The organism is Pseudomonas fluorescens (assembly GCF_018614655.1).
Lineage (GTDB): Bacteria > Pseudomonadota > Gammaproteobacteria > Pseudomonadales > Pseudomonadaceae > Aquipseudomonas > Aquipseudomonas fluorescens_BX.
On the sequence record NZ_JAGGOG010000020.1, the window covers coordinates 1 to 22,557 of the forward strand.

21 protein-coding genes and 1 pseudogene are annotated in these 22,557 nt (G+C 59.1%); 6 read left to right on the forward strand and 16 right to left on the reverse strand.

All coding sequences use genetic code 11. From position 1 onward, the window contains the following. Nucleotides 1-145: pseudogene (locus J7E41_RS28575) on the forward strand (IS481 family transposase); the annotation flags it as partial. Between the two features lie 134 nt (nt 146-279). Here the strand turns inward: J7E41_RS28575 and J7E41_RS20825 are convergent. The 3 genes from J7E41_RS20825 to J7E41_RS20835 form a co-directional block, all read right to left on the reverse strand. Further along, entirely contained in the window at nt 280-585 is a 306-nt protein-coding gene (locus J7E41_RS20825; RefSeq protein WP_214995812.1) for a helix-turn-helix domain-containing protein, read from the reverse strand. Next, nucleotides 578-943 (reverse strand): type II toxin-antitoxin system RelE/ParE family toxin, encoded by a 366-nt coding sequence (locus J7E41_RS20830; protein ID WP_214995814.1) that lies wholly within the window; start codon nt 941-943, stop codon nt 578-580. The genes J7E41_RS20825 and J7E41_RS20830 overlap by 8 nt, the downstream gene beginning before the upstream one ends. Before the next feature lie 166 nt (nt 944-1,109). Next, nucleotides 1,110-1,466, reverse strand: coding sequence for an autotransporter outer membrane beta-barrel domain-containing protein (locus J7E41_RS20835; RefSeq protein ID WP_353049419.1), 357 nt, complete (start codon nt 1,464-1,466; stop codon nt 1,110-1,112). A 154-nt stretch (nt 1,467-1,620) separates the two neighbouring features. Between J7E41_RS20835 and J7E41_RS20840 the strand changes: the two genes are divergently transcribed. Continuing rightward, nucleotides 1,621-3,429 carry a monovalent cation:proton antiporter-2 (CPA2) family protein gene (locus J7E41_RS20840; RefSeq protein ID WP_214995816.1) on the forward strand — a complete coding sequence of 603 codons (1,809 nt, stop codon included), beginning with the start codon at nt 1,621-1,623 and terminating at the stop codon, nt 3,427-3,429. 72 nt (nt 3,430-3,501) lie between these two features. Next, nucleotides 3,502-4,083: a hypothetical protein gene (locus J7E41_RS20845; protein WP_214995818.1), complete on the forward strand. Its 582-nt coding sequence runs from the start codon at nt 3,502-3,504 to the stop codon at nt 4,081-4,083. A 149-nt stretch (nt 4,084-4,232) separates the two neighbouring features. Here J7E41_RS20845 and J7E41_RS20850 read toward each other — a convergent pair whose 3' ends face one another. From J7E41_RS20850 to J7E41_RS20865, 4 genes are all read right to left on the reverse strand, one after another. Then, nucleotides 4,233-4,952 carry an alpha/beta hydrolase gene (locus tag J7E41_RS20850; protein WP_214995820.1) on the reverse strand — a complete coding sequence of 240 codons (720 nt, stop codon included), beginning with the start codon at nt 4,950-4,952 and terminating at the stop codon, nt 4,233-4,235. A 12-nt stretch (nt 4,953-4,964) separates the two neighbouring features. Beyond that, on the reverse strand, nt 4,965-5,723 hold the full coding sequence (gene cobF / locus J7E41_RS20855; protein ID WP_214995822.1) for a precorrin-6A synthase (deacetylating): 759 nt from the start codon (nt 5,721-5,723) through the stop codon (nt 4,965-4,967). 59 nt (nt 5,724-5,782) lie between these two features. After that, nucleotides 5,783-6,349: a histidine phosphatase family protein gene (locus tag J7E41_RS20860; protein WP_214995823.1), complete on the reverse strand. Its 567-nt coding sequence runs from the start codon at nt 6,347-6,349 to the stop codon at nt 5,783-5,785. Nucleotides 6,350-6,418: 69 nt separating this feature from the next. Further along, the gene (locus tag J7E41_RS20865; RefSeq protein WP_214995824.1) at nt 6,419-6,973 is read right to left on the reverse strand and encodes a DUF4865 family protein; all 555 of its coding nucleotides are present in this window, start codon (nt 6,971-6,973) and stop codon (nt 6,419-6,421) included. Between the two features lie 93 nt (nt 6,974-7,066). Between J7E41_RS20865 and J7E41_RS20870 the strand changes: the two genes are divergently transcribed. Both J7E41_RS20870 and dkgB read left to right on the forward strand, forming a co-directional pair. After that, nucleotides 7,067-7,933 (forward strand): LysR family transcriptional regulator, encoded by an 867-nt coding sequence (locus J7E41_RS20870; RefSeq protein ID WP_214995825.1) that lies wholly within the window; start codon nt 7,067-7,069, stop codon nt 7,931-7,933. A 147-nt stretch (nt 7,934-8,080) separates the two neighbouring features. After that, nucleotides 8,081-8,884: a 2,5-didehydrogluconate reductase DkgB gene (dkgB, locus tag J7E41_RS20875; RefSeq protein ID WP_214995826.1), complete on the forward strand. Its 804-nt coding sequence runs from the start codon at nt 8,081-8,083 to the stop codon at nt 8,882-8,884. Here the strand turns inward: dkgB and J7E41_RS20880 are convergent. From J7E41_RS20880 to J7E41_RS20920, 9 genes are all read right to left on the reverse strand, one after another. Further along, nucleotides 8,881-9,315 carry a chemotaxis protein CheY gene (locus tag J7E41_RS20880; RefSeq protein ID WP_214995827.1) on the reverse strand — a complete coding sequence of 145 codons (435 nt, stop codon included), beginning with the start codon at nt 9,313-9,315 and terminating at the stop codon, nt 8,881-8,883. The two genes, dkgB and J7E41_RS20880, sit on opposite strands and share 4 nt — an antisense overlap. Before the next feature lie 147 nt (nt 9,316-9,462). Further along, nucleotides 9,463-13,107: a transporter substrate-binding domain-containing protein gene (locus J7E41_RS20885; protein WP_214995829.1), complete on the reverse strand. Its 3,645-nt coding sequence runs from the start codon at nt 13,105-13,107 to the stop codon at nt 9,463-9,465. 1 nt (nt 13,108) lies between these two features. Next, nucleotides 13,109-13,735 carry a response regulator transcription factor gene (locus J7E41_RS20890; RefSeq protein WP_214995830.1) on the reverse strand — a complete coding sequence of 209 codons (627 nt, stop codon included), beginning with the start codon at nt 13,733-13,735 and terminating at the stop codon, nt 13,109-13,111. 379 nt (nt 13,736-14,114) lie between these two features. Beyond that, on the reverse strand, nt 14,115-14,831 hold the full coding sequence (locus J7E41_RS20895; RefSeq protein WP_214995832.1) for an MgtC/SapB family protein: 717 nt from the start codon (nt 14,829-14,831) through the stop codon (nt 14,115-14,117). A gap of 16 nt (nt 14,832-14,847) precedes the next feature. Beyond that, a complete protein-coding gene (gene mgtA, locus J7E41_RS20900) occupies nt 14,848-17,616 on the reverse strand; it encodes a magnesium-translocating P-type ATPase (RefSeq protein WP_214995835.1) in 2,769 nt (922 codons plus the stop codon). A gap of 495 nt (nt 17,617-18,111) precedes the next feature. Beyond that, nucleotides 18,112-19,320, reverse strand: a complete 1,209-nt coding sequence (locus J7E41_RS20905) for a DSD1 family PLP-dependent enzyme (protein WP_214996004.1) — start codon at nt 19,318-19,320, stop codon at nt 18,112-18,114. Between the two features lie 68 nt (nt 19,321-19,388). Further along, on the reverse strand, nt 19,389-20,717 hold the full coding sequence (locus J7E41_RS20910) for a D-arabinono-1,4-lactone oxidase (protein ID WP_214996006.1): 1,329 nt from the start codon (nt 20,715-20,717) through the stop codon (nt 19,389-19,391). A gap of 85 nt (nt 20,718-20,802) precedes the next feature. Beyond that, nucleotides 20,803-21,171, reverse strand: coding sequence for a c-type cytochrome (locus J7E41_RS20915; RefSeq protein WP_214995837.1), 369 nt, complete (start codon nt 21,169-21,171; stop codon nt 20,803-20,805). 141 nt (nt 21,172-21,312) lie between these two features. Continuing rightward, complete coding sequence (locus tag J7E41_RS20920; protein WP_214995839.1) at nt 21,313-22,143, reverse strand: arylamine N-acetyltransferase family protein; 831 nt, start codon at nt 22,141-22,143, stop codon at nt 21,313-21,315. A gap of 158 nt (nt 22,144-22,301) precedes the next feature. Between J7E41_RS20920 and J7E41_RS20925 the strand changes: the two genes are divergently transcribed. Next, a complete protein-coding gene (locus J7E41_RS20925) occupies nt 22,302-22,550 on the forward strand; it encodes a DUF6555 family protein (protein WP_214995841.1) in 249 nt (82 codons plus the stop codon). Nucleotides 22,551-22,557 lie beyond the last annotated feature (7 nt).

A 22,557-nucleotide genomic window follows, 5' to 3' on the forward strand; every position in this document is an offset into this window, starting at 1 on the left:
GCGGGTATTTGTCAGCGAGGCTTTATCTGGAGAACGGATAGGGCTTAAAGAAGCTGAAGAGGATGTTTGGGATCTGTACCTATGTGACTATCCCTTGGGGAGGCTTGGACGAGGCAAGAGCCGCATCCAAGCTTCAAATGTGTAAACGATGTCCCCGGTTTCAGATGTAAAGGATGTCTACGGTTCTACACCCCTTGCCACAGGTTACGTGTTTGTTCTTAGTTGATCGGCGTTAGCCCAGTACTGGGTGGGATTGCCTGAAAAGACAGCGTGCGTCACTCAATTGGCGAAGTTTTCGATCTTTATCTGCCCATCAGGGAAGGTCGCAACGATTTCCAACTCACCGCCCATTGCACGAATGTAGTTACGCAACGTGCTGATGTACATGTCAGTGCGTCGCTCCATCTTGGAAACCGCCGCCTGGTTGATATTCAGTGCCTTGGCCAGGTTTTCCTGACTCATCTGCTGAGCCTTGCGTAATTCATGTAGCGGCATTTCTTTCAGGTGCTGCTGGAAAATCTGCTCGGCATCGGCGCGAGATTCGGGCGTCATGCGAGCTTGAAGTTCAGCGAATTTTTTAGCCATGGTTACGGCCCTCTTTACGCAGTATTTCCAAATGTTCGTCGTACAGTTTTTCCGCTATCGGGACATGCTCCTGGTACCACCGGTCTTGGCCGGTTTTATCACCGCCGATCAAAAGCAAAGCGCATCGGCGTGGATCAAACGCATACAACACCCGATATGGGCGCCCTGAATGTTGCACCCGCAGCTCTCGGAGGCCCCCATGCCGCGAGCCTCGGATGTCGCTGGTGTGAGGAAAGCGCAGGTCCGGTCCGAGAAGTCCCAGCAAATCGACACTGGCCGACACGGAAGATTGCTCTTTTGCATCCAGATCACCCCACCAGTTGCCGAATTCATCCGTGTACTCAATGTCCCAACTCATGCAAATATGCCATCCATGGAATATAAACTCAAGGGCATAACTTTATGAGTTTCGGGGATCCTTCGGCCACTCTGTTTTTTCAGGAAATTGTTTTTAGATTATTCCTGCGCTATATCACCCCTCAAAAAAACCGCCCTTTCGGGCGGTTTGAAATACTCGGCCTTGATCAGAAACCGAGGGAGAAAGTGACGGTCATCGCGTGGTCCTTGTCGTTGCGCGAGAGCTGGCCGGAGTAGCCCAGACCCAGCCTGCCATTGGCACTGATCTGGTAATCGACACCGGCTTCCAGCACCGCGCTGTCCTTCGCAATCGGCACGCCTTGGGTACTGAACGAAGCACCACCGCCATTGATGAAACTCAGGTCGGCATCCGGCTTGGTATCACCAAACGCGTGACGCCAGCCGATGCTGCCCCGTGGGGTGATTTTCGAGCCGTTGCCCAAGGTGATGGATTTGCCGATACGCAGGCCCAGGGTTGTCAAAACGGTAGCCGTCCGTGCAAAAGATATTGAAATAAATGGTATTTATACTTTCGTCGGTTCCTCCCGTTGAAAAAGGGATGACATCCAGAGAATGTTGACTGCGAAGGCCTTTCCTCGGCAAAAATTCAGATTTCAGAACGTAAAAAGGCGCTCTAATAGCGCCCTGTTGATTCGGTAAAAGATCCTGGAGTACGCAATGCCCCATGAAGGCAACCTGTTACAAGCAGCCGTGGTGTTCCTCTTCGCCGCCGTGCTGACCGTGCCGTTGGCCAAACGCCTGCAACTGGGCGCGGTGCTGGGCTATCTGTTGGCTGGGGTGATCATCGGCCCGTCGGTGTTGGGGCTGGTGGGTAACCCACAAAGCGTCGCGCAGTTTTCCGAACTGGGGGTGGTGTTGCTGCTGTTCATCATCGGCCTGGAACTGTCACCCAAGCGTTTATGGGTGATGCGCAAGGCGGTGTTCGGCGTGGGCCTGGCCCAAGTGTTGCTCACCGGTACCGTGATTGGCGTGGTAGCGCTATGGGGGTTTGGGCAGTCGTGGAACAGTGCGATTGTGTTGGGCCTGGGCCTCGCACTGTCCTCCACCGCCTTCGGCCTGCAAAGCCTGGCCGAGCGCAAGGAGCTGAACCAGCCTCACGGGCGGTTGGCGTTTGCCATTCTGCTGTTCCAGGACATCGCGGCGATCCCGCTGATCGCTATGGTGCCGCTGCTCGCCGGCGGCGACCACACCACTACCCCGGCTCAGGATCTCAATCACGGCTTGCAGGTATTAGGCAGCATCGTCGTGGTGATCATCGGCGGGCGTTACCTGTTGCGGCCGGTATTTCGCATCGTCGCCAGGACCGGCTTGCGGGAAGTGTCTACCGCCACCGCGTTGTTGGTGGTGATCGGCACTGCGTGGTTGATGGAGTTGGTAGGCGTGTCGATGGCTTTGGGGGCTTTCCTCGCCGGCTTGCTGCTGGCGGACTCCGAATACCGTCATGAACTGGAATCGCAGATCGAACCGTTCAAGGGCCTGCTGCTGGGGCTGTTTTTTATCAGCGTGGGCATGGGCGCCAATATCAGCCTGCTGTTCAGCGCGCCGGTGATCGTGCTGGGGCTGACGCTGCTGCTGATCGGCATCAAGCTGCCGCTGTTGTTTTGCGTGGGCCGCCTGGTCGGTGATCTCAATCGCGAAAGCGCGTTGCGCCTGGGCGTGGTGTTGGCCGCGGGCGGTGAATTTGCCTTCGTGGTGTTCAAGATTGGTCGAGACCAGGGCCTGTTCGAACCTCACCTGTACGACATCCTGGTACTGACCATCACCCTGTCGATGGCGGTGACGCCGCTGCTGCTGTTGCTGTGTCCGAAGCTGTTCAAACCCAAGAGCAAACCGGTGGACGTACCCGAAGAATACCGCGCCATCGAAGGCGATGCGCCCCGGGTGGTGATCGCCGGTATGGGCCGGATGGGGCAGATCGTGGCGCGGATCCTGAGGGCACAAAACATCTCGTTTATTGCCCTCGACACCTCGGTGGAAACCATCGAACTGACCCGCAGCTTCGGCGGCATGCCGGTGTTCTACGGCGACCCGCAGCGCCCGGAAATCCTCCACGCGGCGAAGGTCGACCAAGCGGAGTTTTTCGTGATCGCTATGGATGATCCCGAGATCAACATCAAGACCGCCGAGCTGGTGCGCAAACTCTACCCGCACATGAAGATCATTGCCCGGGCCCGTAACCGTCAACACGTTCATCGCCTGGTGGACCTGGATGCGCAACCGGTGCGCGAAACCTTCTACTCCAGCCTGGAAATGAGCCGTCGTACCCTGTTGGGCCTGGGCTTGAGCCAGGCCCAGGCGGATGCACGGATCACCCGTTTCAAAAACCACGACCTGCAACTGCTGGCCGCTCAACATGCGGTGTATGACGACGCCGCCAAGGTCATGCAAAGCGCCCAGGAAGCCCGGACGGAACTGGCACGGTTGTTTGAGATGGATCGACTGGAAGAGGAATCCGACAAGGCCTGAGGATGGATTTGAACGATTTTGCGAATTTTCTGACAGAATGCAGCGCAATTTCGTTCTTTCCTGGAGAGCTTCATGGCCACCCTCAGCAAGACCGCAGCCCTCTTGGCCCTCGCGTTGACCGTCGGGTTCGGCGCCAGCCAAGTGTTTGCCGCGAGCAAACCGGCCGCCCAGAAAGCGGCCACACAAAGCATCTCCACCCTGGGCGGCAAGTTCACCTTCAACTTGCCCAAGGACTACGTCGGCGATGCGTTGCCAACGGGTAATGAAGCTGACGGCACCGCCGGTACCAGCGGCACGATGTACGCCAACCAGGCCACGAAAAGCGTGGTGATCGTGGCCGAGACCGTGCGTAATGATGGCATCACCATCAAGGATAATGACCCGCAGTTCCTCGATGGCGCCGTCACCGGCTTCGTCAAGGACCAAAGCGCGGCCCTGCCGGACTTCAAGAAACAGGCTGAGAAGAAACTGACCGTCAAGGGCCTGGGCCTGCGCCAGGTGGACAGCACCGCGACCATGGGCGGCGGCAAGACGTTGAACTCGACGTTCCTCGCCGGGTCTGGCGATCGCCTGCTGGTGATTCAGGCTATTTCACGGGCCGATGATGTGAAGGGACATGCGGTGTTGGTGAAGCAGATTACCGGCGGCAAGTAATCCATTTTAATCAACACTGCGAATCGAATGTGGGAGCGGGCTTGCTCGCGAAGGCGGTGCGTCAGTCAATATATCTGGTGACTGATACACCGCCTTCGCGAGCAAGCCCGCTCCCACATTAGACTGCATTCATACCGTCACTACCGGCTTTACAGAAGACTGTTTTCCAGCCAATTTTTCAGGTCCTGCACTTCCGCCTCACCAATGGTGTGGATCATCCCCGGGTAACCGTGAAACTCAGGCTTCAAGGAAAGCCCCTGCAACACCTCATCAGCCCGGGTCGCCGACACATACGGCAGCGCCTGATCCAACGTCCCATGGCCAATAAAAATCGCCAGTTTTTCAAGCTGCGCAGTTGGCTTCAACTCAGCCTTGAGCACCGGTAACAAACTGCCACTGAGCGCCGCAATCCCCCGCAACGTTTCAGGATGACGCAGTCCCACCTCGTACGACATGATCGCCCCCTGACTGAACCCCACCAGAAACACCCGATCGCTTTCGGTGTGATATTTACGCGTGGCCTGGGCGACAAAATCACCAATCAATTTGGCGCTGCTCCGCAAGTCGGCGGTCTCGCCATCGTAATCGCCATCCCCCGGCGTCTTGGTGAACCAGCGATAGCCCTGCGGATCCACCGGCAGCGGTGCACGCGCCGACAAATAGGTCCAGGTCGATGGCAGCCGATCCCGCAGGCCGAACAGGTCTTGCTCATTGCTGCCATAGCCGTGCAGGAAAATCACCAACGGCTGGTTGCGCGCCTCACTCTGGGTCTGCTCCAGATAGAGCAGCGGCAAGTCGGTGTGCAGCGTGTCTTCAGCCTGGGCGGTGCCGGCAAACAGGGCCAGTGCCAGGGCGATCGATCTGAGCATGGGAACGAACCTCTAGGGCTTGCGCAATAAATAAGTGTCCATGATCCAGCCATTGGCCTGTCGCGCTGCCTTGCGTACGCGCTCGATTTCGTCGGCCACCTCGGCCACCTTGCCGCTGATCAAAATCTCATCCGGTGTACCGAGGTAGGCGCCCCAATAGATATCCAGATCCTGATCGGCCACGGTGCGGTAGGAGTCTTCGGCATCCAGCATCACCACCAGGGTGTCGGCATCGCTGGCCTGCCCTGCCGCCAAGCGGCGGCCGGTGGTGATCTCGATGGAACGACCGATACGGTTCAACGGCACTTTGTGCTGGGCCGCCAGGGCCTGGACGCTGGTAATACCGGGGATCACTTCGAATTCGAATTCGCAACGGCCGCTGGCAAGAATCGCCTGCAGGATGCGAATGGTGCTGTCGTACAACGCCGGGTCGCCCCAGGCCAGGAAAGCGCCGCACTCACCGTCGGCCATTTGCTCGTTGATCATCCGCTCGAAGGTCTGCTGCTTGTCGCGGTTGAGGTCCTGGACGGCGGTGGTGTAGTCGATCTCGCCACGCACCCGCTCGGGGCAATCGGCCTCGACGAAACGGTAAGCGTGGTCGGCGTTGATATAGGTCTCGCAGATTTCCCGGCGCAGGTCGATCAGCTTGTCCTTGCTCTGGCCCTTGTCCATCAGGAAAAACACGTCGGTACGGTTGAGCGCCTTGACCGCCTGCAGGGTGATGTAGTCGGGGTTGCCGGCGCCAATGCCGATGATCAGGATGCTCTTCATGGGAAAGTCTTCATGGGGTGTTCTCAGTGCGGGAGGCCGATTTTGCCATGTTCACAGGATCAGGTGGTGTGAGTTTCCAGACGCAGGCGCCAGACGCCATTAAACCTCAGCTCGGTGGATGACAACGGCTCCACATCAATCCGATTGAACATCGCCCGCGGGTATTGCAGGACGTACAGCAACGCCGCGCGGATCACAAAGGGATGAGTCACCGCCAGCACGTGGCCCGGTGTCTGCTCCAGAGAGTGCAGCCACTGCCCTACCCGTTCGCACAATTGCGCCACGGATTCACCGCCATGGGGCTTGGCGGTGCAGTCTGTCAGCCAGGCCTGCAAGGCGTCGGGCTCGGCCTGTTGAAGCTCGTTGAGGTCCTTTCCTTGCCAACGTCCGACATCACAGTCGCGCAGGGCCTCTTCTACCTGCGGATGTTGGCCGAACAACATCGCTGTTTGCCGGGTTCGCACTTCAGGCCCACAGAGTAAACGGGGCGTGCGCTTGAAGCGGCCGGCCAATGACAACGCCGCCGACTGCCACGCCATCTCCAAGGGTTCGTCCAACGCGAAGCGGGCGCGTTTTTGAGCCGGCGTACTGGCATGGCAAATGAGGGTCAAGCGAGTGGCCTGCATCGAAAAGCGCCCTGGATTCAAGGTAAAGGTCGCATCCTGACACAGGAACACCCTTCTCTGCAGCCGTCCTTACAGTCCCGGACGCGCCAGGTAGAGTACGTCATACCCCCTGCCGGGGTGGTTGTCTTCCCGAGCCTTGGCCGACAAGGTAATCCGTATCAGCTTCCACGCCTGAACATCCAGTGCCAGGAACACCGCAACGTTATCGCTGCTGTCAGCCACCTGTTGATTGCGCGTTTTTTCAACTGCCAGCACCTGGGCACGATCCGCCCCCGGGGGCAGCGCCCACTCTTCCCGATACAGGCTCAAGGCGTTTTGCGCCGGGCCCCGTCGCACGTCCAGCGGCAGCCAGGACTCAATGTGCGGCTGGCCAAAACTGTCGAGGACTTTCTGAAAGCGCTCGCCCAGCAAAAAATCTGCCGCCGCCAAAGGGTCGGCCCACAGATACACCGAGGCATACAGGTTGCCCGCGCCTGCGCCCTGCCCCCGCGTCTGGGCAATGAAAGCCTTGAACAACAACCCCTCGGTGTCATCCCACTGCGGCCCCAACTGCGCCGCGCGTTGACGAATGATGCCCATGTCGTAATCGGCGGGCAGGCGGTGTGAATACTGTTTGGCGAACATGCTGGCGCTCCTGTGCAAGATGAGTGTTGAGCTTGCGCAGTCTCAGTGATTTCATCAAGATATCGCCTGATATAAGTGTGATAAGGAATAGAAATGACTGACACACTCAAACCTCTGGATATCGACACCGTGCAGGCGTTCGTGCTGGTGGCGGATTTCGCCAGTTTCACCCGTGCCGCCCAGGCCCTCGATACGTCCCAGGCGGCCATCAGCCTCAAGCTCAAGCGCCTGGAAGAACGTCTCGGTTATCGCCTGCTGGAGCGCACGCCCCGGCATGTACGCCTGTCGGCTCAAGGCGAGCAGTTCATTGTCGCCGCCCGCGCTTTGCTCAATGCCCACGAACGGGCTTTGGGTGATATGAGCGCCAGCGCAACGCGACGTTTGGTGATTGGCATCAGCGACCACGTCGCCGGGCCTGACCTGCCGGTATGGCTCAGCCGCCTGGCCGCCTACGACCCGCTGGTGATTCTGGAAGTCCGGATTGCCTCCTCCCGCGACCTGGTGGCGGCCTTCGACCGCAACGAACTGGACGCCGTGATCGTGCGCAACGAAGGCGATCGCCAGGACGGTGAAGTGCTGGTGGTGGAGCGCTTTGGCTGGTTTGCCGCGCCCACCTGGCAGCACATGCCCGGTACGCCGTTGCGCATAGCGACCATGGCCGCGCCCTGCGGTGTACGACACTTGGCGGTGCGGGCACTGGACGAAGCACACATCGACTGGACCGAGGTGTTTGTCGGCGGCGGCGTCATGGCCGTGGGCGCCGCCGTCAGCGCCGGTTTGGGCGTGGCCGCTCTCGCCCGTCGCGTCGCACCGGCAGGCGCGGTGGACGTGAGCCAACAGTGGGGATTGCCCGCACTGCCCGTCAGCGAAATCGTGTTGTACAGCCGGATCAGCGACGGACGCTCCAGGGAAACGTTACGGGCGTTGAGTGCGACGTTCAGAGGCGTTCTGGAGCGCTAAGGCTACCGGCCCACTCGCCGCCGCAGGCGCCCAAGCCCTGACACTCATGACTTTTGGTAAAGAGTCCTTTTCGGATTCGGCGGTTTTTCTCAGGGAACCAGGGGCGGATACTCAACGCCATTGTTCACGCCCCATCAGGAGTCATTCATGTCTATTCCCGCATTTGGCCTCGGCACCTTTCGCCTGCAAGGCCAGGTCGTCATCGATTCCGTCCGCACCGGCCTTGAGCTGGGTTACCGCGTCATCGACACCGCGCAAATCTACGAAAACGAAGCCGACGTCGGCCAAGCCATCGCTGACAGTGGTATCCCACGGGACGAGCTGTTTATCACCAGCAAGATCTGGATCGCCAATTTCGCCGAAGGCCAACTGATCCCCAGCCTCAAGGACAGCCTGCGCAAGCTCAAGACCGATTATCTGGACCTGACCCTGATTCACTGGCCATCGCCGGAAGACCAGGTACCGGTCGCCGAATTCATGGGCCAGTTGCTGGAAGCCAAGCACCTGGGCCTGACCCGACAAATCGGTATATCCAACTTCACCGTCGACCTGATGAAACAGGCGATTGCCGCCGTGGGCGCCGAGAACATCGCCACTCACCAGATCGAACTGCACCCGTACCTGCAAAACCGGACCGTGGTGGATTTCGCCAAGTCCCAGGGCATTCAGATCACGTCCTACATGACCCTGGCCTACGGCGAAGTGCTGAAGGACCCGATCATCCAGCAGATCGCCGAACGCCATCAGGCTACCCCGGCACAAGTCACCCTGGCCTGGGCCATGCAATTGGGCTACGCGGTAATCCCTTCGTCGACCCAGCGTGCCAACCTGCAAAGCAACCTCAAGGCTCTGGAGCTGATCTTGAGCGAGGCCGACATGGCCCAGATCGCGGGGCTGGAACGCGGCCATCGGCTGACCAGTCCCAAGGGCATCGCGCCGAACTGGGATTAATGAGCCCGGCTACGGGACAACTCCCGCAGCCACGGCAACACTCGCAAACCGGTAGCCGGCGGCGACGGGTCGATGATGCCCATGACATGCTCAAGGTTGACGCTGTCTGGCGCCCCCGGCGATCGCACAATGAGCGAGTGTGTCGCCACAGCGGCCGTACTCCACTCCAGATCGTCATAGACCAATACATGGCGAATCTGTGGGTGTTGTTGCTGGAAGGCTGCGACCTCGTCATCACCCGTGACCAGGCCCGCGTTGAAAATCAGCACGTCGAATGGCTCGGCCGGCAGGGCCGTCAGTATCAGTACTTCTTCGAAGGTCTGCACCGGGACGATGCGGTAGTAGCCCAGTTGGTTGAGGATTTTTTCAATATGCAACCGTGGCAGGTGCTGTTCATCGGCGATCAGGATGGTCAGTGCTTTGTCTGGCATGGTGAACCCCTGAGCATGCATCGCTCATTGAAGAAAAGAGTGGCCCATTCTCCAGACATATTCCGAAGACAAAATCAGCCCTGTATCACCGTCGCGTAGGAGTTCTCCCAAATACCTCAAACGGCTGCAAACAATGCGAGATGCCCGTCAAGGCCGATTGCAATAGGCGGCCAGGGTGTGATGCAAAAGACCGATAGCCTCGTCCATACGCTCCAGTGCCTGCGCCAGGACTTCACGGTCCTGTCGTTCACATACACCTTCCAATGTTTCACAACAGCTGATCAGTGCATGGGCCTTGACCATACGCGCGCCCCCTTTGGCTCTATGGGCCAGGTCATGTGACCGGGCAAAGTCTCCCTTGCCACGCAACGTTGCCAATTGCCCACGGTCTGCCTCAAGGCTGTCCAGCAGCGGTACCTGTAGCTCCTTAATCGCCTCTATGTCACCACCTGTCAGCCTCTCCAGGTGGCTCAAATCGATGTCCGGGGTCACCTCGGGCACGGGCATCTGGGCCACAGACGGATTGGCCATACGCGAAACCAATGCCGCCTGCAGGTCTTCAAGACCGGTGGGTTTAAACAGGCAACTGTCCATCCCTGCCTGTTGGCAGCGCTCCGTTTCCTCTGGCTGGGCGTTGGCGGTAAAACCCAGCAACAGACACGGCATTTGCCCGCTTTGCTGCTCGTACGCGCGGATTTCCCGGGCCAGCTCGTAACCATCCATCAACGGCATATTGCAATCGGTGATGACCACATCAAAGGACTCTGCATGCCACCGGGCAAGGCCTTGGACGCCATCCTCGGCGGTACTGATCCGGTGCCCCAGAAAGCTCAATTGCCGGGACAGCAGTACTCGGTTGGCCAGGTAGTCGTCCACCACCAGGATGTTCAACACATGCGCCGGCGACGTTTCCAGGAGCACAGGCGCCGTGGACGCTGGAGTGGCTGCCGCGATCGCCAGAGACAGCCTGACATCGACCCGAGTGCCTTGACCGACCACACTGTTCAGGTTCAACTGCCCATCCATCATCTGGCACAAGCTGCGACTGATCACCAGCCCCAGGCCGGAACCACTGCGTGCCGACTGTTCGGTGTTGCGCCCCTGGATAAACGGGTGGAACAAGCGGGCCTGGTCTTCAACATCGATACCGATGCCCGTGTCCTCGACACTCAGGGTCAGGGTTAGATAACCGGGATCGGCAGCCGGTGTCGCATCGGCCGTAAGGCGCACCTCGCCGGTGTCTGTGAACTTGATGGCATTGCTCAACAGGTTGGAAACCACTTGTTTGAAACGCAAAGGATCAATCAGCACATGACGATCAATCCGCGGGGCGAGATCCACCCGCAGACACAAGCCCTTGGCGCGGGCCAGCACTTCGAAAATCCGGCTCACGGACTCCAGCAGCACCCGCAGGTTCGAAGGTTCCAAAGCCAACGACAAATGGCCAGATTCGATACGGGCGATATCGAGAATATCGCCGATCAGCTCCAGCATTCCCCTCGATGCATCGGAGGCCACCTCCAGCGCATCACGGTCGACCCGCCCCTGCTCGGCGTTTTTCAGGGCCAATTCAATCATGCCTATCACCGCGTTCATCGGTGTGCGGATTTCATGACTCATGGTCGCCAGAAAGGTTGTCTTGGCACGGTTAGCGGCATCCGCGTCTTCCTTGGCCTCCCGCAATTGGCCCAATAACTGCTGCCGCTCACTGACATCCACCCAGCCGCCGATCATACCCACCACTTTTTCATCACCGTCACGGTAGGGCAGCATCCAGTGGTAGATGGTCAGGGTTACGCCACCGGGTACCTTGAGTCGGCGATCACGTATCTGCGGCTCATCTTTTTCCATCAGCAGCAGGTAGTCAGCATGGAAGGACCGAGCCTGATAGAGATTACCGGGATCGACCTCGACCACCGTTGTGCCGATCACCTCTTCGAGCTTGTAACCGAAGACATCGAGATAAGCACTGTTGCACGCCATTAACCGTCCCAAGCGATCACGGACATAAATCGGATGGGGCGTACCATCGATCAGTACGCTCATAAAACGCATCTGATCACTCAAGGCGCGCTCGGCGCAGGCGCGCCTGCGGATCTGGTTACGCAGGTAAATGGCCCAGCCGAGAGTCACCATCAAGAGCAACCCGGCCAAGGCGAAGCCCTGGATAATCGTACTGCGGTGACGCCGCCAATAACTGTCTTCGAGCACCACGTCACTGCGCCAGCGATTGGTCAATTCATCCATTTCTTCCGGCGAGATACTTAACAGGACCTTGTCCAGGATCGAATACAGCTCCAGCGACCCGCGTCCGACACCAAAGGCGATACCGGCAGGCTCGGTGCCGATCGTACTGGTGATACGCAGTCGATCTCGGTACTCACGGGAAATGATATAGCGCGCACTGATCAGCGAATTGACCGCTGCATCCACATCACCACTGCCCACCAATGCCATTGCATGTGCCGCATTGTCTGCCGGCACCAGCTTGATATCCGGCGCAGAGTCTATGATGTCGTCAGCCAATCGGTTGCCACGGATCAGTGCCAGACGCTTGCCTGCCATGTCATCCAGCGTATTGGGACTGTCACGGAAATTGCGGCTGACCAGCACATAGGGGCTCGTCAGGTAAGGTCGGGTAAACCGCAACAGGCCTTCACGCTCCATGCTGGGGGTGATCGCCGCGACCAGGTCCGCCTTGCCTGTCACCACCTGTTGAATCAACTCCTGCACCGAGTCCACTTGCCGCACATCGAACTTCAAACCGGTCCGCAAACTAATCCGGGCTAGCACATCGGCGCTGATACCACTGAAGCGCCCTTCGTCATCAAAAAATGACAGCGGCAAAAAACGCTCGTTGATCACCACCTTCAACTGATCGTGGGTGTCCAGCCAATGCTGTTCGGCCTTGCTGAAGTGCAGTGATTGGGTGCCCACCATGCTGATACCTCCGGCACTCCAACGCCGAAGAATGGCAACTTTTTCACTTTCCGGAATCGCGTCCAACGCTTTGTTGACGATACGCAATAATGACTGATTACTTGCCTCCACCGCGAAGCCGAAGCTGTTGATCTCCATTTCAGAGAAATCAACTATTTTCACGTTGTTCAGATAGTTCTTGTTGATCAGGTAATTGGCACTGATGGAGTCACCCAGGTAGACATCCGCCTGGCCGAACGCTACCGCACCCAGGGCGCTGAGTGTCGAAGGGTAGAGTTGCAAGTCTGCCTTGGGATAAAACGCTCGAACCTGCTCGGGGGGCAGGTAGTGATAGAGCATCGCGATACGTTTTCCAGCCAGATCAGGCATCAACACATGAGGGTCGCGGTCGGCCAACACCGGTTGGTCCTGGGCATAGGGTTTGGTCATGACCAACCCTGGCTCCGCCGCCTCAAAACCGTTGGCCGTCCCCACAAGATCGACCTCGCCGTTCTTCAAGGCCAGCAGCAACTCGGCACGAGAGTCGTAGCAACGAACTACGATCTCAATGTGCAACAACTGCCCCACCAAGGCGGCATAGTCGGCCGTGAGCCCCTCCAGTTCCAGGCCATAATGACCGCCCACAGTAATGTCAAACGGGGCATAGTCAGGAGAGGATATGCCCAATTGCAAACGGCCTTTCTCTCTTATCCAGCGCCAATCTGCCTCGCCCAGAGTGACGCGATAGTCTTCGACCTTGGAGCGGCCCTGCAGCCTCAACTCTGTGGGCCCCGCCAAGGCCGTCATACAAACGCCACATAAAGCAGCCAGCAAGACCACACTGCATAGCCACCCACGTCGCAATACGATCATGTCAGATCAAATGATTGCGCTGAGCGAACTTGGACAAATGCACCACCGAGGACATTTTCAGTTTCTCCTTCAACCGGGTTTTATAGGTACTGATGGTCTTGTGGCTGAGCAGCATATCCTCGGCAATTTCCTTATTACCCAAGCCCAAGGCCAGCTTCTGCAACACCGTCAGTTCACGGTCCGAGAGTGCGGCGACCAACTCCAGCTCAGTGGACTGCAAATCATCCCGGCGTACCGAGCTGGTGGGCAGGCTCGGGAAACAACTGTAGTTGGACATGACCGCCTTGATGGCTTTTTGCAGCTCGTCCAACTCACCGGTTTTGGCGACAAACCCCATCGCACCCGCACGCATGCAGCGCGCTGAAAAGAACACCGCCAGATAGGAGGTCAGCACAAGGATCTTGCACGGCAAGCCTAATGCCTTGACCCGACTGATCACCTCCAGCCCACCCAGCTTCGGCATGGCCAGATCGAGAATGATCAGGTCCGGCCGTTCCTCCCTGGCGAACTGCATGGCGTCAGCACCGTTGCCGGCCTCAAAAACCTTGTCGAAGCCTTCCTGCCTGAGCAGATACTTGACGGTTGACCGAATAAACGGATGATCGTCCACTATTAACGCTTTGTTCATGGGACTCCTCGGGAAGACACCAGCCTCATTGATTCCATCACTGACGGCTTGATGACTTCATCAAGGCGCCAATACCCTTACACGCCGCACAGGACCTGGGCACCTGTGAGAAGTGACAGTTCCGACGAACGGCGCTGCGTACTCCCAGGACACCCCAGACAAGCCTGGCCTTCTATTGAAAAAACAGCCCCTTCTTTGCTGGCTAGGCGCAAGCGCGCAACATTAGCAATGGAAACGCTTTTCAAATGAAGGGGAACTCCTACGCGCATGTAGGATTTATCCTCATCAGAAGCATAGTAAAAATCACCGAGGGAGACGGCTATGGCGTTTTTCCTCTCTGCAAAGGACAGCCAGGGTGATCGTGGACAAGCAACCTAAACTATTCAGTGGTACTCGGGCTCCAGAAAGCTTGCACCACCAGCGTCGAGGTTGAGATACGCGAGACCAGCGCGTCCAGTTCGTCGCCGTCCACCGACGTCACCGCCAGGGTGGCCTCGATTTCCACTTCTTCACTGCCGAAGGGGCGCACGTCGACGTCACTGGCCGGATAGTTACAACGCGCCAGTTCCGCCTCCAACAAGGCCAATACAGCCTTCTGCTGGGTGCGGCGGGCGATCACGTAGAGGATGTTGGTGACCTCGGCCGACACCACATCCAGAGGCTGACGGTTGATGTTGTTAACGATAGGTCGCAGCAAGGTATTGGCCGCCAGGACAAACAGCGTGCCCAGCAGCGCTTCAAGGATCAGATCCGCGCCGGCACAGGCGCCCACGGCCGCCGAGGCCCACAGGGTGGCCGCCGTATTCAGGCCGCGCACATTGCCTTCCTCGCGCATGATCACACCGGCGCCCAGAAAACCGATGCCCGAGACCACATAGGCGACCACCCGTACGGCCCCTTCCGCACCGCCCAGGCGGTTGGCCATGTCGACGAAAATCGCCGCACCCACCGCCACCAGCACATTGGTACGCAAACCGGCGGTACGCTGGCGGTATTGGCGTTCAAATCCGATCAGCCCCCCGAGGATGAAGGCCGCACTGAGGCTGACCAGGGTGTCGACCAGGGAATTGAGGTTGATGTTGTTGATTGCTTGCATGAAAAACCTTCCTTGTTCACTGCCAGCCAAACTTACGGATATAGAAACCTTTCACCGCCTGAGTCAGCGCCATGTACGCCAGCAGAATCACCGGCAGAAACATGAAATACAGCGACGGCAGCGCCTGCAATTTGAAGTAATGCGCCAACGGCCCCATCGGCAGGAAAATCCCCACCGCCATGATCACACCGGTCATCACCATCAACGGCGTCGCCGCCCGGCTCTGCAGGAAAGGGATTTTCGGAGTACGGATCATGTGCACGATCAGCGTCTGGGTCAGCAGTCCCACCACAAACCAACCTGACTGAAACAGGGTTTGATGATCCGGCGTATTGGCGTCGAAGACATACCACATCAAGGCGAACGTGGTGATGTCAAAGATCGAACTGATGGGCCCGAAGAACAGCATGAAGCGTCCCACGTCACCCGGCTGCCAGCGTTGCGGCTTGCTCAGCATCTCCTCGTCGACGTTGTCGAATGGAATGGCGATCTGCGAAATGTCATACAGCAGGTTCTGCACCAGCAGGTGCATCGGCAGCATCGGCAGGAACGGGATAAAAGCACTGGCCACCAGCACCGAGAATACGTTGCCGAAGTTCGAGCTGGCGGTCATCTTGATGTACTTGAGCATGTTGGCGAAGGTGCGACGGCCCTCCAGCACGCCCTCCTCCAGGATCATCAGGCTCTTTTCCAACAGAATGATGTCGGCCGCTTCCTTGGCGATGTCCACCGCGCTGTCCACCGAAATACCAATGTCCGCGGTACGCAGGGCTGGCGCATCATTGATGCCGTCGCCCATGAACCCCACCACATGACCGTTGGCCTTGAGCAGGCGCACGATGCGCTCCTTGTGGGATGGCGTCAGCCTGGCAAACACGTTGGTGGCTTCCACCGCCTTGGCCAGTTGCGTGTCGCTCATGCGTTCGATGTCGTTGCCCATCAGCAGGCCTTGCTGCTCCAGGCCGACTTCGTGGCAGATCTTCGCGGTCACCCGTTCGTTGTCGCCGGTCAGGACTTTCACCGTCACACCGTGGGCCTTCAAGGCCTTGAGCGCAGGAGCAGTGCTTTCTTTGGGCGGATCGAGGAACGCCACATAACCGATCAGCGTCAGGTCGCGCTCATCGGCCAGGCTGTAGGTGTCGCGCCCATCCGCCATGGGTTGCGCCGCGACAGCGACCACCCGCAGGCCTTCTTCGTTGAAGGCAGCAGTGACCTGGCGAATCCGAGCCAACAGCTCATCCGTCAACGGCTCGTTGATATCGCCGTGGCGCACGTTATTGCACACCGCAAGGATTTCTTCCACGGCGCCCTTGCAGATCAACAGGTGCGGCTGGCCCTGCTCGGCCACCACCACCGACATGCGCCGCCGGTTGAAGTCGAACGGGATCTCGTCGATCTTCTGGAAGGCCGTACCGACTTTCAACTCGCGGTGCACTTCAACGTGCTCCAGCACCGCCACGTCCAACAGGTTTTTCAGGCCGGTCTGGTAGTAGCTGTTGAGGTAGGCCATTTCCAGCACGTCCTCGGATTCTTCGCCCCACACATCCACATGGCGCGCGAGAAAGATCTTGTCCTGGGTCAGGGTGCCGGTTTTGTCGGTGCACAGCACGTCCATGGCGCCGAAGTTCTGGATCGCGTCGAGGCGTTTGACGATGACTTTTTTGCGCGACAGAAACACCGCACCCTTGGCCAGGGTCGAGGTGACGATCATCGGCAGCATTTCCGGGGTCAGACCCACGGCAATCGACAGCGCAAACAACAGCGCCTCGGTCCAGTCACCCTTGGTGAAGCCGTTGATGAACAACACCAACGGCGCCATCACGAACATGAAGCGGATCAACAACCAGCTAACTTTGTTGACACCGTGCTGGAACGAGGTCGTCACCCGATCCGTAGCGCTGACCCGCTGGGCCAGGGTGCCGAAATAGGTGCTGTTGCCGGTGGTCAGCACTACTGCCGTGGCCGCGCCGGACACCACGTTGGTGCCCATGAACAGAATATTGTCCAGGTCCAGGGGGTTGAGGGTCTTGGCGTCCTGCTGCTGGGCAAATTTCTCCACCGGCATGGATTCACCGGTCATCGCCGCCTGGCTGACGAACAAGTCCTTGGCGCTGAGTACGCGGCAATCGGCAGGGATCATGTCGCCGGCCGACAGCACGATCAGATCACCCGGCACCAACTGCTTGATCGGCAACTCGATCCGCTGCACACCTTCGGCCGCCAGCGCCGCCGCCCCGAGGAATCGGCCCAAGCCATGTGCTGGCTCATCGCCCATGTCCCGCCGCAATACAGTGGCGGTGTTACTGACCATCGCCTTAAGGGCATCAGCGGCCTTGTTCGACTTGGCCTCTTGCCAGAACCGCAGCAACGTCGACAACACCACCATGGAAAAAATCACCGTGGCGGCCTTCATGTCGTCGGTCAGCCAGGAGATCGACGCCAACAAGGTCAGCAGCAAGTTGAACGGGTTTTTGTAGCAGTGCCACAGGTGCACCCACCACGGCAGCGGCTGCTCGTGCTCGACTTCGTTGAGGCCGTATTGGACCCGCAGCGCATCGGCTTCCTGGACGCGCAAGCCGTCAACATGACTGCCCAAGCGCACCAGCAGCGGCGCGGACTCGCTATTGGCCGCCGCCACCAGGGTGTGTGCCAGGGTGGGTGGCACGTCGCGGCTGACACTGGCATCGGTCAAGGTTTCAAACAGGGCCAGGCGCCGGAAGTGCCGGGCGATATGCCGGGTCCGCAGGAAGCCGGCGAAGAACTCTTTCAACAGAGTGAGTTTCATGGTGTAACTCCTGCGCGAGGAAACCTTCGGGCAGGTACGACCGTCCTGGGCCGTGGCCGGGTCACGGGCACGACAGGATAGGCCCGCCTGTCGCAAACGACAGGCGCGTCCGTAGTACCGCGATGCAAGGCATCACGTACTGTTCAGCGTCGATGAGAGGACTTCGGGGCACGAACCAGGACTGGCCGTGACGGGATGCCGTTTCTCGCTTTTTCGGCGAGACAACGGCACAGGAAAATGCGCGTTATCTTGCCAAGTATGTGCCGGTTACCGGGACCGGCCGACGACTGTCACTCGAACAAGTACCCACTGAGGGTCTCCGCTATTGATGAAAACGCGCGAAGCTTACGCCCCGATGTAAGGAGAGTAAACCGTAGGAAAGTTTCCACAGGGGGAATAGGAGGATTCTTCAGGAAGGGTTCAGGTTGTTGGGCTGGGGCGGGTACATATCCGTTACTGCGGTAACGGATAGCCCCCCAAAACTCAGCCAGCCGGTCAGCCATAAACCGGCCAACGCTCGACAATCTTCCCTCCCCGCACCGCCAGCAAATCCCCAAATTGCAGCAGCACGAACTCACTCTGAGTCGGACGCAAAAACACCTGGTCCTCCGCGTTCAAGGCAACGTTGGGCGAACCATTCACCATCTCCTGATTAGAACTACGTCCATACAACTCATTGCTTTGCAGCCCCTCGGGCGACTCGAACTGCGCCAGCCAATTACCGCCGTAGATAAAGAACGTGGCTCGCTGGTTAGGGTCCCACCACGAGAACAACCGGGACTTGCCATCCAGCGCCGGAATATTCACCGCCCCTGTGCTTTTCAGTACCGGCGTGGCAATAAAGGCCGCCGGCACATGCTCACTCAAAGACGGCAAGTCGTAGTGCGTCGGCTTGAGCATCGCCGTACCCACCGACACTTCACTGCTCAGACGCTCCTGCTCATGAATGCGATAGGTCGGACTGCCCGCAGTGTTCAGCGTCAGGTCATCCCGCCACAAGGGCGCAAACTGCTGGCGGGTGAAGTCGACGTAGCCGTTGTACTGCTGCATGACCTTATCGAACAACGCCTGGGGGGAGCCGAGAATCCCCGGCACGCCCATGCCCACAAACGGGTCGTAGCCCATAAACCCGGAAAACTCCAGGTGCTGCGGATGAGCACTGATTATCCCGAGCATCTGCCCCAACGGCGCGTTGTCGCTGATACCGCCACGGTGCAGGCCCACATCCAGCTCGATATTGACCCGCATCTTCGTTCCCAGCCCCTGGGCCAGCGCGAGGTACTGCTGCAACCGTTCGGGGGTGTCCAGCAACCACTGCAACTGCCGGGCGGGATCAAATGCGCCCTTGTGCAGGCGATAAAACAGCTCGGCAGAACGTACCGGCAACGGCTTGCCCAGCAGGATATCGGCGTCGGGGAAACGCTGGGCGTCGTGGTTGAGGAACGGTTGATGAAACGACATCAAGCGCCGGGTACCGGCACGTTTGGCGATGTAGGCCAGCAACCCTGGCGACGGCAGGGATTTTTCCACCAGGCGCAGGTGCTTGCCCCCGCGCTGCACCGACTGCATCACCACATCGATATTGTGATCCAGGCGGTCCAGGTCAATCAGCATCACCGGGCACATCGGCCCGTGGGCCTTGAGTTCCTGGTTCAATGCGCGGAAATAGTCACTGTAGGGCCTGCCGCGATCAGCCGGGCGCAGCAAGGCTGCACCGCCGACCACCAGTGCTCCGAATCCAAGCGTGCCGAACATGAAGTTTCTGCGATTCATCAGGCCACTCCCAGGATCGATGACAGGTGCGCATTAAGGAATTTGCCGCTGGGGTCCAGGGCCTGGCGCACCCGGGTGAACTCCTCCCAACGCGGGTAAAGTGGCTGCAGGTTGCGCGCATTGAGGGTGTGCAATTTGCCCCAGTGCGGCCTGCCGGCGTACTTCCAGAAGATCGGTTCCACGGCCGCGAAAAAGTTGTGATGGTCCAGGGTGTAGTGCTGGTGCACGGAGATCGAGCAACTGTCGCGCCCCTCGAACATGCTCAGGGGAATATCGTCGGCCTTGACGTAGCGGTACTCGATGGGAAACCAGGTGCGCAGGTCCTTGTCGCTGATCAGCTTGAGAACTTCCCGCAGGCAGGCCGGGCCGTGCTCGGCGGGTACCGAGTACTCCATCTCGTTGAAGCGCACGTTGCGCACGTTGGCATAGACCTGGAACGACTCGGCGACTCGGTCCTGGAAGCTGGCGAAATAACGCAGGCTGTTAAGCAAGGTGCGTCGGGTTTCGGGGAAATCGCTGCCGTATTTGTCGAGTTTCTCGATGATCGAGACGAACTCATTGCCGCCCGCCTCGGCCGGGTCGATGGGCGGCGTCTCGGCGTCGGTGGTTTCATTCAGGGCGATGGACAGGGCGTAATCGGAATGGGTGACCACGAGCATTTCCCAATGCTGGTTTTCCCGGGTGTTTTTTTCTATGTCTTCCAGTAACTCTTCAGTCTTGGCGATCCACTGCCGTTCCCGCAGACGATACGGCGCACGGTTCTGTGAACGTACCTGAGTCACCACGCCAAGGGCGCCGAGGGACACCCGAGCGGCGTTGAACACTTCGGGATGACGCTGGGCATCGCAGTCCAGAACCTCGCCCTGGGCGGTGACCAGTTGCAGGCCAGTGACGCAGCCGGAATACGAGGTAAAGCCCACGCCGGTGCCATGGGTCGAGGTGCAGATAGCGCCGGCCAGTGTCTGGTAATCAATATCCGCCATATTGGGCAAGGCCTGGCCGACGGCCTTCAGGGCCGGGCCCATGCGCGACATCGGCGTGCCAGCGGCAAAGGTCGCTTGCAAGGTCTGGGGGTCGTGGCCCAGCAGCCCGTTGAAAAAACTCAGGGACAGCAACGTCCCGTCCGTGGGCACCAAGGCACTGAACGAGTGGCCCGCACCCACCGGCCGTATCTTGCCCGGGGCCTGACCAATCACCTGCACCAGTTCATCCAGGTTTTTCGGCGCCAGGCGCGCCAGGGGCAGACAGTTTTGTGCCCCCGACCAGTTGCGCCAGGGAATCAGCCGTGGCGCGCGGGCCAGTTGCGCCAGCACCGGGTTGCTGCTCAACGCCAGGAACGCCCCCGCCAGCGCCGAACGCTGCAACAGTTGCCGCCGTGAAAGGTCCATCGCCATACCCGCTACCCCGTTGTTTTTATTGGATGTGTTGACCGGACATAAAGCTGATCAGCCCCAGGAATTGCTCCTCGGAGCACTGCATGCACAGGCCCATGGGTGGCATGCCGTTGTAGCCATTGATCGTGTGGTCCAGCAGGGTGTCCGCGCCCTGGGCGAGGCGCGGGCTCCAGGCCTGGCCATCACCCGTCAGCGGTGCGCCGGAGGCAGGGTTGCCGTGGCACAGCTTGCAACTGGTGTCGTACACCTGGGCCAACGTCGGGTCAGTGGGCATGGCGCCGGCCGATGTGGCGCGTGGCGGGGAAGGTTTCGATCCATCGCCACAGGCCGCCAGCAGGCCAATCAAGACCAGCAGCAGACCGAGGCGACAAGGGGTTGTTGCCGACATAGCCACCCTCTCTCTTATTGTGTGGAAAGCCTGATCCACACTAAGGCAGCGGTGCCCTGGTGTTGAGGGTATTGGGGGACATAAAGGGGGGCTTCGGCGGCCAGGGTTGGGCGGAGCGAGCGTGCTCGCTCCCGTGGTTCTTCAGACAGTCAGCACGCGCCCAAGACGCTCACGCAGTTGCGGATGTTCGGGCAGACGAATACCGAAGCTGTTTTGCAGCAGCGTCATCAACTCATCCACGTCCTGGATCGCACGTTTTTCGCTGTCGCGGTCCAGGTAATGAACGGCGTAGTGGCCGTTATTCAAGGTGCGGCGCAGGCCCGGAGCGAGCAGTGCCACCTTCAACATGCCAAAAAACGGCGACTGCGGATGGGTCGAGACGTACCAGTTGCCGATCTCATAGTCGAAGTGCGACTGCGGCTGCAAATCGAACACATACAGCCCGCGCCACTCACCGGCGACCTGGGCCCACAGGGTGTAGCTGCCTTCATGCAGGCTCAGGCGAAAGGGTTCGTGGGCAGTGGCCTGGGGCACTTCGGTGTCCAGATGCAGCGGGCTGCTCGGCACCATGCCACCGAAGCCGACGTCGCTGACATAACGCACTCCGTCGATGGTCACCAGACTCAAGCGATGAGTACGCCCTGTGTGCGCATCGGGCGGCCCACCCATCACCACTCGGCCGGTGATGCCCCGCGCCTCAAAGCCCAGCTCTTGCAGCAAGGCCAGGAACATCTGGTTCAATTCGTAGCAATAACCGCCCCGCCCATCGAACAGGACTTTTTGCTCGACGCTGGGCAAGTCGATCGGCACCGGCACCTGCAGCAGGGTCGACAGGCTTTCAAAAGCAAAGGTGCTGACATGGCGCAGTTGCAGGTCCTTGAGGGTTTGCAGGGTCGGCGCGGGCGGCGCGTCATACCCCAGGCGCTGCAGGTACAAGCGGCTGTGGGTCAGACGGGGGGATTCCTCAAACATGAAACGATCCTTGAGCATGAGGTGAAGACGCCACTAATACCCTGAAGGCCGCAACTTGCCAATCGTGACCTACATCAAAACATGTCGTGTCGGGTCATAAATTTTCTGAACCTTTCTGAGACGTTCTGCATCCATTCAGAACAAGACAGGGAGGTAATATGAGCACCGCAACGATCTACACCATCCACTATTTGCTACACGGTGAACCCAAGACGTTTGTCGTACGTGCCGACTTGATGAATAACGCAGAGGCATGGCATTGGGCAGCCTGCGATGCAGGGGTCGCTCACATTGCCCGCGTCGGTCGGCCGGGGCATGAGCGGGTAAAAAAGACCAGCCGGCCATGGGCAGAAAAGTACGGCATCACCGACGTCAGTTGGGCGCCACCGAAGAGGCTTGGCGAATGAACGACAA